The sequence below is a fragment of the Salinarimonas rosea DSM 21201 genome (assembly GCF_000429045.1).
GTDB classification, from domain to species: domain Bacteria; phylum Pseudomonadota; class Alphaproteobacteria; order Rhizobiales; family Beijerinckiaceae; genus Salinarimonas; species Salinarimonas rosea.
In genome coordinates this window covers 61,970-74,545 of the sequence record NZ_AUBC01000006.1, presented here as the reverse complement: position 1 = coordinate 74,545, position 12,576 = coordinate 61,970, and the positions used below count along the sequence as shown (strand labels likewise).

Below are 12,576 nucleotides of genomic sequence, written 5' to 3'. Positions count from 1 at the left end.
CGTGAGCGGGCGGATGCCGGCCGCCCTACTCATCGCGATCGAAGAGAGTGCCTTGGTCGGGTGGCGTCCTCTTCGACGCGGCACGGCGCTTGCGCTGAGGGAACTTCTCGCCAGGGCCCCATTCGACGCGTGGACCGCGTGTCTGAGTCGATATTCGTGTGAGGATCTGCCGGTCGACGAGATCTGCAATGATGTCGCGCGACTTGAAAACATGCACATCCAGCATGTTTTGGATGGTACTGTTTGTTATCCGCCCATACTCGTCTACGTGCGCTATGATCTTCCGATCAATGTCGTCGGTGGTCCTCCGCTGGTACACGACTGCCGAGCCGAGCTGACGCAAGGCCTCGGCCCTGAGCCGGTATGTGGGCGCAGCGCGTCGGGCCGTCGCTCGCGTCGGTTCGATGAGCCCGATCTCATCCGTGGCCAACCGCCGAAGCACGGCCTGTACCTCGTATTCCGGCTTCTGGAGCAGTCGCGTGAGATCGGTGGCGGAGACCGTCTTTGCACTGCATAGTCGATGGACGACGAGTGTCATGTCCGTATCGTCTCTCTCGTCATCAGGGAGTGTCGCGAAAAATCGCGCGACCTGCGTGTTGACCGCCCCGCCCACGAAGACGAATCGTACCTGGTCGACCTGTGCCTCGATGCGCGGCAAGCCTCTGCCAGCCTTGATCAGCTCACGGTAAATTCTGTCGACCCCACGCCCCAGCTCCTCAGCGAGCCCCAGCGTTCGCGCCATCCGCGTCAGTGCAGCGTTGCGCGGCCGTGACGCCGTGGTCAGGATGTTGTCGACGGTGACGCCGGCCACCAAAGGCCCCGGAGAGGCGATGCTGAAGACCTCGGGTGAATGCTCGATGAGCGTGGCACCCCGCCTCGTATAGTCGCGATGGCATATCGCGTTCGAGATGACCTCTCTCACGGCCAAGGTCGGAAAGTCCGCTAGGGAGAACTGCTGGCCGTTCGGCAGCGTGATGGGCGTCAATGTCTGTCGCGCCTCGACGAGGTCCATGACGCGCTGGAAGGCGATGACGAGAGGAGCTCGTAAGCGCTGAACGGTCCGGGGCTCGCCCCCGGGTGTGGCACGGTACTGATAGACGAGCTCATCGGATTCGAAGGTGGGTGGAGCGAACATCAGCGCACCTGCCCGGGTAACCCGTCCCTGGGGGTCCAATGCTCCGACGGCACGCAGCAGATCGGCGTCGCTCCGCGTCGCCAGCAGCCGGCGCTCGTCGGAGAAGCGAGCGAGGAGTCTCCGCGCGGTTGCAAGTGCCTCGGGGTCGAGATGATGAAGGCCGATCTCCAACGACCCTGCCGACCAGTCGACTCCTTGCTTCTCTTCCCTGAGCCTCTGGTAGTCCACGGGCATGACGGGAAGACAATCCTTGTTGATCCTCTGCGTTGCGCGTCCCTTCGTGTCGGCATGGATCTCTGGGCTTTGCGGAACGATCGCAAGGAGGATGTCGGGTCTGTCCTCGAACCTCTCGACCGTCACCGACAGCGGAGGGCTCGTCAGCTCGAAGACACGCTGCCGGAGGTGGTCCGGATCGACAGCCGTTCCGGTCAGCGCGTCCAGGCCGCGTGCCTTGTCCGAAACCCCGATCACCACCACGCCGCCTGCGGAATTAGCAAAGCAGATCGCCGCCTCCGCGACCACCCTGTCGATCTCACTCCTGCCAGCCTTGTCCTCCTTGAAGTCCAACGTCTGGCTTTCGAGGTCGCCGGCTTTGGCACCCTTGGCGATCCTGCGCAAAGCGGTCACTGCTTCGCTGCGCGCGCTCATGAATCCCGTCCGAGTTTGATCCGAGTTTGATGTTACCCTTCACAGTGTAGGGTAACATCAAACTCGGATCAAACTCCGCTCTCGGCAGCGAACGCAACCCGTCCTCAAAGACGAAGGGCCCGCCGAAGCGGGCCCTCCCTGCGCGTCCGACGGCGGGCCGATCACATCCGGCCGATGGACCAGAAGAAGGTCTCGCCCGACGAGTCGTCCACGCCGTCGTTGTCGGTGACGGCCCAGCCCGTTCCGGCGGCGTCGATGGCGAAGCCCTCGATCTTGTCGACGACGTAGCCGTTCCACCGCGCGAGGTCGGGGACGAAGTCGCGCACCAGCTCCTTCTCGACCACCGGCAGGTCGCCGCCGAGCGGAGCGGGCTGCATCTGCGCGAGCGGCACGCGGTAGAGGCGCTTGACCATGGCGTTGGGGCCGACCTGGTTGTCGCGCTCGACGATGTAGACGTGGTCGCCGTGCGCCGTGATCTCGGAGAGCCCCATCCAGGCGCCCTCGCCCGGCGTCTCGAGCGGGTAGCGCACCGCGCCCCATTCCTCGGTCTCGATGTCGTAGGAGACGAGCTTCACGAAGCCCTTCTCGTCGTCGGACCACTCGCGCTGGATCGCGATCCACAGCGTGTCGCCGACCTTGGTGACGCCCTCGGCGCCGAAGCGGCGCTCGACCGCCAGCAGCTCGGCCGGGAAGGCCACCTCGTCCTGGATCTCGCCCTCGCCGTCGACGTGGTAGAGCGCGTGCGGGATCAGCCGGTCGGTGCGGCCCTCGGAGGCGAGCCAGAAGCCGCCCTCGCCGTCGGCGACGATGCCCTCGAGGTCGAGCTTCTGGGCGGGCCGGCCCTCGCGGGTGACGCGGATCGCGTCCGTGATCCGCGCGGGGGCCTGCGTCGCGTCGATCACGAAGATCGAGGGCTGCATGCCGAAGAAGCTGTCGTTGACCGCGTAGAGCCGGCCGGCGACCTCGGGATCGGCGGCGAGGCCCGAGAGCGCCGAGAAGCCGATCGGGCGGCCCGCGTCGTCGAGGGTCGAGCGGATCGTCGGGTAGGACGGCGCGCCCTCGCCCATCTCGAACACCATCACGTGCGAGCGGGGCCCGCCGTCCTCGCCGAGATCGGCCTCGTTGGCCACCGCGAGAAGGCCGCGCTCGGGGATCGCGACCGCGCCCTCGGGGGCGATGCCCGACGGGAGCAGCTGCACGAGCTCGGGCTCGGCGCCGGTATCGCGGTAGACGCCGACGATCGAGCCGCGCTCGGAGAGGAGGAAGATGTAGGTCTCGTCCCCGAAGGTCGCGACCTCCATGCCCTCGGGCTCGACGCCCTTGTTGCCGGAGCGCTCTTCCGGATAGTGGCCGGCGAGCGCCACCTCGTGCTCGAACGCGGCGCCGGACTCGAACAGCACGTCGCCCGCCTTCGAGAAGATGGTGAAGCCGCGCGAGCCGCCCTCGTAGTCGCCTTCGTTGGCCGAGACGATGCGGTCGGTGCCGAGCCACTTCACGGCATCGGGCTCGCGGGGAACGGCGGTGAGCGTCCCGTCGAAGGTGAGCGCACCCTCCTCCTGCGTGTCGACGTTCACGAGGTCGACCGCACCCGCGGAGAAGTGCGCGACGACCGAGCCGTCGGCGGCGAGCACGACGACGTGGTTGTTCTCCTGGAGCGAGACGACGATCTCGCCGGCCTCGTTGACGTCGACGAACTCGGGCTCCGGATCCTCCGGCGCCACCTCGGCGAGGCCGGTGACGTCGGCCACGATCATCGCGTCGCAATCGGGCGCGCCCTCGACGAGCGGGATGATCGCCACGAAGCCGGCCGGCATCTGCGGGACGACGCCGTCGTTCAGGTCCTCGTCGCGCTCGTTCTCGATCGCGATGGCGAGGAAGGAGCCGTCGGGCGCGACGGCCGTCGAATCGGGCTGGCCGCCGAGGTCGCACGAGCGCGTCAGCGTGCGGCTCGCGACGTCGAGGACGGCGAGGTGGCCGGAGGGCTCGACGAAGCTCTCCGAGGTGTTCACGGCGACGAACACGGTCTGCCCGTGCGCGGCGACCGAGGTCGGCTCGCCGTCGGTGGCGACGGTGCCCAGCGGCTGCGGGCCCGCGGGGTCGGTGATGTCGACGAGGCCGACCGCGCCGAGCGGGCTGTCGGAATAGACGAGCGTCATGCCGTCGCCGGTCGCGGTGACGATCTCGGACGAGGTCTCGGTCAGCGGGTCGGCGTCCGCCGGCAGGTTCTGCGGGACCGGGAAGGACGCGACCCGGTCGAAGCCCTGCGCCGCCGCGGGTAAAGCGGTCGAGGCGAGTAGAGCGGCGGCGAGCGCGCCGCCGAGCGTGCGGATCCTCGTGTCGGGCATGTCCTGGACTCCCCCTGTCCGTTGCAGAAGCTTGGCGCATCGGTCCTAGGAGGGGCGCACGACGGTTGGATGACAGGCGCGGCTGGAATGGGGGCCCGGAGGCGGAAAGGCTTGGCGGGCGCTCCACGCGGGTTCAAGATGCCTGTCCCACCGCAAGCACGAGCCCCGCAGAGCCCATGCGCCGCATCACCCCCGACACGATCCGCCCGCCCTTCGCCAACTACGCCCACGCGGTGGAGGTGCCGCCGGGCGCGCGCCTCGTCTTCGCCTCGGGCCAGCTCGGGATCGACGCGGACGAGCACGTGCCGGACGGCGCGGGCGCGCAGGCGGACCTGTGCTTTTCCAACATCGCCGCGGTTCTGGCGGATGCCGGCATGGGCCCCGCCGACGTCGTGCGCATCGACGCCTTCGTGTCCGACCGCGCCCACCTGAAGCCGTACATGGAGGCGCGCGATCGCTGGGTCTCGTCGCCCGCCCCGGCCTCCACGCTGATGATCGTCTCGGGCTTCGCGCGGGAGGTGTTCAAGGTGGAGATCGAGGTGATCGCGGCGAAAGTCGATCCGACGCCCGACGGGGAGGCCGCCTGATGCCGCTCCTCGACTGGCACGCCCTCTCCACCGCCGATTTCGGCGAGCGCGACATGTCCCGCGCCATCGCGGTCCTGCCCGTCGCCGCGATCGAGCAGCACGGGCCGCACCTGCCGACGGGCGTCGACACGCTGATCGCCGAGGGCTACCTCGCGCGGGTGCGCCCGCTCGTGCCCGACGGCCTCGAAGTCCTGCTGCTCCCCACCCAGGCCATCGGCAAGTCGAACGAGCACCTCGCCTTCCCGGGCACGCTCAGCCTCTCGGCGGAGACGACGATCGCCGCCTGGCGCGAGATCGGCGAGAGCGTCTTTCGCGCCGGCTGCAAGAAGCTCGTCTTCGTCAACTCGCACGGCGGCAACATCCCCGTCGTCGACATCGTCGCCCGGGAGCTGCGTGTGCGCCTCGGCATGCTGTGCGTGACGAGCGCCTGGCATCGTCTCGGCTATCCGGAGGGGCTGTTCTCGGCGCACGAGCTGCGCCACGGCATCCACGGCGGCGAGATCGAGACCTCGCTGATGCTGGCCTTCCGCCCCGATCTCGTGCGCATGGAGAGAGCGGCGGACTTCGAGCCGATCATGGTGCGCATGGCGCGCGAGAATGCGCACCTCTCGGCGATCCAGCCCGTCGGCTTCGGCTGGATGGCGCAGGACGTCCACCCTGCGGGCGTCGCGGGCGACGCCGCCGCGGCCACCCCCGAGAAGGGCGCGGCCGCGGCGGATTTCGGGGCGCGGGCGTTCGTCGAGCTGCTGCGCGAGGTCGACCGCTTCGCGCTGCCGGGATGAAGCCCGGGCGCACGGCCCGGGCCTCTCGCGGTCGGGCGATCACTGCGCGGTGACGACGGTCATGACGAGGTTGCCGTCCGTGCGGATCGGGCCGTCCTCGGCGGCGCCGAGCGTGTACTCGAAGATGCCGGTCTGCGTGCCGCCGTCCTCGGAGTGGACCATCAGCATGAGCTTGTCGCCGGCGGCGACCTCCTCGGTGAGGATCGCGGCGACGTCCTCGGTCGTGCCCGCCTTCAGCGGCGCATGGCCGACGACCGGGCCCGGCTTCATGTCGTCGCCGGTGCGGTGGACGACGAGCCAGCCGTTCGCCGGAGCGGCGACGGACGCGGCGGTGACCGTGCCGCCGGAAACGTCCTGGTCCATGGCCTCCACCATCGGCGCGTCCTGCGCGAGGGCGGCGGTGGAGAGCGCGGCGAAGCCGGCGGCGGCGATGAGCGTGCGGGTGATCATGAAGTCGTCTCCCTGAGTTCGTTTCGCACGGGCCGGCGCGGGATCGCGTCGGCGTCCGTCGGGGCGCAGGTACGGAGCGGGGAGACGGCGGGTTTCGCGCCGGCGCGGAAAATCGCGCGGGCCGCGGAGTAGGAATTCCTTCACCGGATCGCGCGTCGCGACGTCCCGTCGCATGGATATGATCCTAGGTGTTCCGATATTTCAGAAAAGTCTGAAACTACGGAAACGACGGCATCCGCCGCCGGACGCACCCGGGCCAATCCCATGAACCTGCCTCCCCTCGTCCAGACCTTCGTGCTCCATTTCGGCGAGATGGGCGGCCGCTGGGGCGTCAACCGCACCGTCGGGCAGATCTACGCCCTGCTGTTCGTGTCGCCGCAGCCGCTCGTCGCCGACGACATCGTCGAGGCGCTCGGCGTCTCGCGCTCCAACGTGTCGATGGGACTGAAGGAGCTCCAGGCCTGGAACCTGGTGCGCCTGCAGCACAAGCCGAACGACCGGCGCGACTACTACTCCGCGCCGGAGGACATCTGGCAGATCGTCCGCACGCTCGTCGAGGAGCGCAAGAAGCGCGAGATCGACCCGACGCTGTCGATGCTGCGCGAGGCGCTGATGGAGCGCCCGGAGAGCGAGTACGAGCGCCATGCGCAGGAGCGCATGCGGGTGATGCACGAGCTCATGGACGCGATGTCGGACTGGTACGACGACGTGCGCCGCATCGAGACGGAGCGCCTCGTGCAGCTGATGAAGCTCGGCTCGCGCATCACCCGCGTGCTCGAGGCCGCCGACCGGCTGAACTTCATGTCTCCCAGGAAGAAGAAGCCCGCGTCCGCGACCGACGACGACCACGCCTCCTCCGACCGCCAGGAACAGCGCCCCGGAGACGACCCGGACGAACCGTGACGACGCCGCGTCCCCCGCACGACGCCGTCACCCGCTCCCCCGACGAAGGCGAGAAGACGCCATGATGGACGCCCTCCTGCTCTCGCGCATCCAGTTCGGCGCGAACATCACCTTCCACATCCTGTTCCCGACGATCACGATCGCGCTCGGCTGGGTGCTCCTGTTCTTCAAGCTGCGCTTCGACGCCACCGGCGACGAGCGCTGGATGGACGCCTACCGCTTCTTCGTGAAGGTGTTCGCGCTCTCCTTCGCGCTGGGCGTCGTGTCCGGGATCACCATGTCCTTCCAGTTCGGCACGAACTGGCCGGGCTTCATGGAGCGCGTCGGCAACGTCGCGGGGCCGCTCCTCGCCTACGAGGTGCTGACCGCCTTCTTCCTGGAGGCGACGTTCCTCGGCATCATGCTGTTCGGCTTCCGCAAGGTGCCGAACTGGCTGCACACGCTCGCCACCGTGCTCGTGGCGTTCGGCACGACCATGTCGGCCTTCTGGATCCTGGTGCTGAATTCCTGGATGCACACGCCGGCGGGCTACGAGGTGATCGACGGCGTGGTCCACGCCACCGACTGGTGGGCGATCGTCTTCAACCCGTCCATGCCCTACCGCCTCGTCCACATGCTGCTCGCCTCGGGCCTGACCGTCGCCTTCCTGGTCGCGGGCCTGTCGGCCTGGCGCTGGCTGCGTGGCGATCGCTCGGGCGGCGTCGTGGCCGGCCTGCGCACCGGCGTGTTCCTGGCCGCCGCGCTCATCCCGCTCCAGATCCTCGCCGGCGACATGCACGGGCTCAACACGCTCGAGCACCAGCCCGCCAAGGTCGCGGCCATGGAGGGCAACTGGGAGACGCGCGGCAACGTCCCGCTCGTGCTCTTCGCCCTGCCCGACCAGGAGGCGCGCGAGAACCGCTTCGAGATCGCGATCCCCAACGGCGCGAGCCTGATCCTGAAGCACGACCCCGCCGGCGTCGTGCCGGGCCTGAACGACTTCGTGGCCGACGACGGCACGGTCGAGCATCCCCCCGTCGCGCCGGTGTTCTGGGGCTTCCGCATCATGGTCGGCGTCGGCCTGCTGATGCTCGCCGTCTCCTGGGCCGGCGCCTGGCGGCTGTGGAAGAGCGACGAGCCCGGCACGGTGCTCGGTCTCGCGCTGGTCGCGATGACCTTCTCGGGCTGGGTCGCGACGATCGCGGGCTGGTACGTCACCGAGATCGGCCGCCAGCCCTGGCTCGTCACCGGCGTGCTCTCGACCGCCGAGGCCGTGACGCGCACCGCCGGGGCCGGCATGGTCTGGACCTCGCTCGCGATGTACCTTGCGCTCTACGTCGTGCTGCTCGCGGCCTATGTCGGGACGCTCTATCACCTCGCCGGCAAGGCGACCGCCGCCGCGACCGGCCGGGCCGCGCCGACGGACCCGATCGCACAGGGCGGCGAGCGCCTCGCCGCCACGCCCTCCGCCTGACCCGGAGCACCGACATGGACCTCCTCCTGCAAGGCCAATCCTGGCTGCCGGTCGCCTTCGCGGCCCTGCTCGGGCTCTCGATCCTCCTCTACGTCGTCCTCGACGGCTACGATCTCGGGGTGGGCATCCTCACCGGCGCCGTCGGCGCGGGTGAGGACGGCGCCCACAAGGACCGGATGATCGCCTCGATCGGGCCGTTCTGGGACGCCAACGAGACCTGGCTCGTGCTCGCGGTCGGCCTCCTCCTCGTCGCCTTCCCGTTCGCGCAGGGCGTGGTGCTCGGCGCGCTCTACCTGCCGGTCGCGGTGATGCTGATGGGGCTCATCCTGCGCGGCGTCGCCTTCGACTTCCGCGCCAAGGCGGTGGACGGGCACCGGATCTGGTGGGACCGCGCGTTCTTCTCGGGCTCGGCGATCGCGGCGCTGGCGCAGGGCTACATGCTCGGGCTCTACATCGTCGGCTTCGAGCGCACGGCGGCCAACGTCGCCTTCTCGCTCCTCACCGCGGTGTCGCTGCTGGCGGGCTACGCCTTCATCGGTGCCTCGTGGCTGATCCTGAAGGGCGAGGGCACGCTCCAGCGCCGGGCCGTGCGCTGGGCGCGGGGCACGCTCTGGCTCGTGGCGCTCGGCTTCGTCGCGGTCTCGGTGGTGACGCCGCTGATGAGCGAGCGCATCTTCGCCAAGTGGTTCGAGCTGCCCTGGCTCGTCCTGCTCGCTCCCCTGCCGGTGGCGACCGCGGCGATCTTCGTCGTGCTCCACCTCGTCCTGAAGGCGTTGCCGACGCGCACCGACCGCTTCGCCTGGGTGCCCCTCGCCGGTGCGATCGCGCTCTTCGCGCTCGGCTTCTACGGGCTGGCCTATTCCTTCTTCCCCTACGTCGTGCCCGAGCGGATGACGATCTGGGAGGCGGCCGCATCGGACGCCTCCCTGCTGATCATGTTCGTCGGCGCCTGCCTCGTCCTGCCGATGATCGCCGGCTACACGGCGCTGTCCTACTGGATCTTCAGGGGCAAGGCGGGCAGGCTGCGCTACGATTGAGCAGTTGCGGGGCGGGCCGCTCAGGCGGCGCGGACCTCGGCGAGGAAGGACTGGACGCGCTGCGACAGCGCCCCGGCCTGCGTGTCGAGCTCCGCGGAGGAGCCGAGGATCCGCCCGGCCGCCCGCGTCGTGGTCGCCGCCGCCTCGCGCACCCCCGTGATGTTGGTGGAGACCTCGCTCGCGCCGGTGGACGCCTGGGAGACGCTGCGGGCGATCTCCCGGGTGGCGGCGTTCTGCTCCTCGACGGCCGCGGCGATGCCGGAGGCGTAGCCGCTGAGCGTGCGGATCGCACCGGCGATGCCGTCGATGGCGGTGGCGGTGTCGCCCGAGACCTCCTGGATGTCGCGCACCTGCTCAGCGATCTCCTCGGTCGCCTTGGCGGTCTGCGACGCGAGCGACTTGACCTCCGCGGCCACGACGGCGAACCCCTTGCCGGCCTCGCCGGCACGCGCCGCCTCGATCGTCGCGTTGAGTGCCAGGAGGTTCGTCTGCTCGGCGATCTGCTGGATCAGCCCGACGATGTCGCCGATGCGCTGGGAGGCCTCGGTCAGCCGCCCGACTTTCGCGACGGTCTCCCCCGCCCGCTCGGCGGCGCCGCCGGCGACGTTCGCCGTCTCGGCTGCCTGCCGCCCGACCTCCTGGACGGTCGCGGCGAGCTCCGTCGAGGAGGCCGCGACGGTCTCCACGTTCGCGGCGGACTGCTCGGAGGCGATGGCGACCGCCGTCGCCTGGCTCGTCGTCTGCTCGGCGGCGGCGGACATGGCGCCGGCGGCTTCGGAGAGCTCTCGCGACGAGCGCGAGAGCGCGCTGCCGACGGAGGCGGCCGCCTCCTCGAAGCGCGCGATGGCCTGCTCGATCGCCTCCTGACGCCTGGCGCGGATCGCCTGGGCATCGGCGGACTCGGCGCGCAGGCGCTCCGCCTCGAGGCCGTTCTCCTTGAAGACGAGCGCCGCCTTCGCGACGTCGCCCACCTCGTCGGCGCGCTGCGCCTCCGGGATGGCGATGTGATACTCGGACCGGGCCAGATGCCCGAGCGTCGCCACGATCGCGTTCAGCGGCTTGCCGATGCCGAGATGCGCGATCAGCCCGCCCAGCACGGTACCGAGAACGATTCCCGCGCCGGCCACCGTCACGATCGTCGTGCGTGCGTCCTGGTACGTGACCACGGCCGCGTCGGCCGCACGCTCGACATGCCGGAAGATGCCCTCCATCAGGTCGCGGGTTCGCCCGCGCAGCCCGTCCGCGAGGTCCGTGTTCTCGTTCGCGGCCGCCCGCAGCGCCTCGATCGCCGGGCTCGCGTCGACGCCGTCGATCTCGCCCGCCATGCGGACCACGCGCGCGAGGCCCACCGCGTAGGTGGCGAGTTCCTCGTTCACGGCGGCGACCTCGGCGCGAAGCTCGCCGGGCGCCCCTGCGAGGAGCTCGCTCATCCGCCGCTCGAGCCGCTCGAGCTCCTCGTCGATGTCCGCCACGACGGCCTCGCGAACACCGGGTCGAGGGTCGGCGACGAGGCGGAACTGCTCGCCGCCGACCGCGAGCATCGCGGTGTTGACGCGAGCCGTCAGGACCGCCTGTTCCGCGTAGAAGTCCATCGTCGCGGCGGCGTCGGACAGAGACCTGAGGGACAGGATCGCGATCGACGAGATCACGATGGCCACGAACGAGAGGATGCCGATGAGGCACATCACCTTCGTCGTAATGCGAAAGCGCGCGAGAACGGTCATTCGGAGGCTCCGAGCATAGCGGTACGGGAATCAACACAGCCTGAGGTGTGGATAGACCCTCGACTCGGATGCCGAACGAACGGTTAACGCAGGAAACGTTCCATTGCGCCTCGCGGCCACGTGCGCGGCTGCGGCCGCTCAGAAGTAGGACCGCACCAGCCCCCCGACCAGGATGTTCCAGCCGTCGATCAGGACGAAGAACAGGATCTTGAAGGGCAGCGAGATCACGGTGGGGGGCATCATCATCATCCCCATCGACATCACGATCGTCGCCACCATGATGTCGATGACGAGGAACGGCAGGGCGATGATGAAGCCGATCTCGAAGCCGCGGCGCAGCTCGGAGATCATGAAGGCGGGGATGAGCGTGCGCAGGTCGATCGCGTCGTCGGACGTGGGGGCCTGCGGCCGCGCCGGGATCGCGCCCTCCTGCGCCACCGCCTCGGAGACGAAGCTCGCGCTGGCGAGCTCCTGGAACATGGCGAGGTCCTCGTCTCGCACGTGGGCGAGCATGAACTCGCGGAACGGCTGGACCGTGCGCGCGAAGGCCTCCTCCTCCGCGATCTCCTCGGCGATCAGCGGCTCGATGCCCTCCGCCCAGGCGCGGTCGAAGGTCGGCGCCATGACGTAGAAGGTCATGAACAGCGCGAGCGAGATGAGCACGAGGTTCGCGGGAGTCGACTGCAGGCCCATGCCCGCGCGCAGGAAGGAGAGCGCGACCACGAAGCGCACGAAGCTCGTGACCATGATCATCAGCCCCGGCGCGATCGAGAGCACCGTGAGCAACGCGACCAGCTGGACGACGCGCCCGGTGGTCGAGCCCTCGCCCTCCGGCAGCAGGCCGGACAGGTCGAAGCCCTGCGCCACCGCGGGCGCGGCGAGGAGGAGGCCCACCAGCGCGAGCGGGGCGGCGAGAAGGAGGGCGCGGGCGCGGCTCATTGCACGACCAGGCTCTCGATGACGAACTCGCGCACGCGGCCTTCCGAGCGGGTGCGCGCACGCTCGGTGAGGTCCTCGCGCAGGTGCGCGAGGCCGGTGGCGCCCTCGAGCCGGGCGAGCGGCAGCGTGCGCAGGTAGGCGAGCGTGTCGCCGGAGACCCGTGCGGCGAGCGCCTGCGCCTCCTCCGGCTCGACCCCGTCGAGCAGAAGCGCCGCATCGACGCGCACCCAGACTTCGGCGGGGTCGGCGAGGTTCGCCACGACCGGATCGAGCCGAACCAGGCTCACGTCCGCGTCGCGCACGGCCGGGGCCGCGTCTCCTGCGGCGACCGTCGCGCCCGGGTCGGCGGGGTCGCCGAGCGTCAGGCCGAGCCCCGCGCCCGTGCCGACACCGAGCAGGGTGAGGAGGACGAGGGCGACCGCGAAGGCGACGCCGGAGCCCTTCTCCTCGCCCGACGCCCCCCGCCCGCGGCCCCGCGACGGGAGAGCGGGCGCCGATGCGGTCCCCGTGGGCGCGGGGAGCCCGGCGGACAGGGCGGGAAGTGCGGCTCTCGCCGGCTCGCGGGCCATCGTG

At 70.0% G+C, this 12,576-nt stretch carries 11 protein-coding genes; 5 read left to right on the top strand and 6 right to left on the bottom strand.

Annotation, left to right across the window (positions count from 1 at the left end; genetic code table 11):
- Positions 1-25: 25 nt before the first annotated feature.
- Together G407_RS25905 and G407_RS0105535 are read right to left on the bottom strand one after the other, a co-directional pair.
- On the bottom strand, positions 26-1,783 hold the full coding sequence (locus tag G407_RS25905; protein WP_043539023.1) for an RNA-binding domain-containing protein: 1,758 nt from the start codon (positions 1,781-1,783) through the stop codon (positions 26-28).
- A gap of 161 nt (positions 1,784-1,944) precedes the next feature.
- Positions 1,945-4,128, bottom strand: coding sequence for an esterase-like activity of phytase family protein (locus G407_RS0105535; RefSeq protein ID WP_029030018.1), 2,184 nt, complete (start codon positions 4,126-4,128; stop codon positions 1,945-1,947).
- A 176-nt stretch (positions 4,129-4,304) separates the two neighbouring features.
- Between G407_RS0105535 and G407_RS0105530 the strand changes: the two genes are divergently transcribed.
- Complete coding sequence (locus tag G407_RS0105530) at positions 4,305-4,715, top strand: RidA family protein (protein WP_029030017.1); 411 nt, start codon at positions 4,305-4,307, stop codon at positions 4,713-4,715.
- Positions 4,715-5,497 carry a creatininase family protein gene (locus G407_RS0105525; RefSeq protein WP_029030016.1) on the top strand — a complete coding sequence of 261 codons (783 nt, stop codon included), beginning with the start codon at positions 4,715-4,717 and terminating at the stop codon, positions 5,495-5,497. The genes G407_RS0105530 and G407_RS0105525 overlap by 1 nt, the downstream gene beginning before the upstream one ends.
- Before the next feature lie 39 nt (positions 5,498-5,536).
- Here G407_RS0105525 and G407_RS0105520 read toward each other — a convergent pair whose 3' ends face one another.
- Positions 5,537-5,947: a DUF7282 domain-containing protein gene (locus tag G407_RS0105520; RefSeq protein WP_029030015.1), complete on the bottom strand. Its 411-nt coding sequence runs from the start codon at positions 5,945-5,947 to the stop codon at positions 5,537-5,539.
- Positions 5,948-6,211: 264 nt separating this feature from the next.
- Between G407_RS0105520 and G407_RS25900 the strand changes: the two genes are divergently transcribed.
- The 3 genes from G407_RS25900 (at position 6,212) to G407_RS0105505 (ending at position 9,340) form a co-directional block, all read left to right on the top strand.
- On the top strand, positions 6,212-6,850 hold the full coding sequence (locus tag G407_RS25900) for a GbsR/MarR family transcriptional regulator (RefSeq protein WP_052340988.1): 639 nt from the start codon (positions 6,212-6,214) through the stop codon (positions 6,848-6,850).
- 64 nt (positions 6,851-6,914) lie between these two features.
- Positions 6,915-8,303, top strand: coding sequence for a cytochrome ubiquinol oxidase subunit I (locus G407_RS0105510; protein ID WP_029030014.1), 1,389 nt, complete (start codon positions 6,915-6,917; stop codon positions 8,301-8,303).
- 14 nt (positions 8,304-8,317) lie between these two features.
- Positions 8,318-9,340: a cytochrome d ubiquinol oxidase subunit II gene (locus G407_RS0105505; RefSeq protein WP_029030013.1), complete on the top strand. Its 1,023-nt coding sequence runs from the start codon at positions 8,318-8,320 to the stop codon at positions 9,338-9,340.
- A 20-nt stretch (positions 9,341-9,360) separates the two neighbouring features.
- Here the strand turns inward: G407_RS0105505 and G407_RS0105500 are convergent, their stop codons facing one another.
- From G407_RS0105500 to G407_RS0105490, 3 genes are all read right to left on the bottom strand, one after another.
- On the bottom strand, positions 9,361-11,064 hold the full coding sequence (locus G407_RS0105500) for a methyl-accepting chemotaxis protein (RefSeq protein WP_029030012.1): 1,704 nt from the start codon (positions 11,062-11,064) through the stop codon (positions 9,361-9,363).
- 138 nt (positions 11,065-11,202) lie between these two features.
- Positions 11,203-12,003 (bottom strand): flagellar type III secretion system pore protein FliP, encoded by an 801-nt coding sequence (fliP, locus tag G407_RS0105495; protein WP_029030011.1) that lies wholly within the window; start codon positions 12,001-12,003, stop codon positions 11,203-11,205.
- The gene (locus G407_RS0105490) at positions 12,000-12,572 is read right to left on the bottom strand and encodes a flagellar basal body-associated FliL family protein (RefSeq protein ID WP_052340987.1); all 573 of its coding nucleotides are present in this window, start codon (positions 12,570-12,572) and stop codon (positions 12,000-12,002) included. Before G407_RS0105490 ends, fliP begins: the two co-directional genes overlap by 4 nt.
- Between the last annotated feature and the right edge of the window lie 4 nt (positions 12,573-12,576).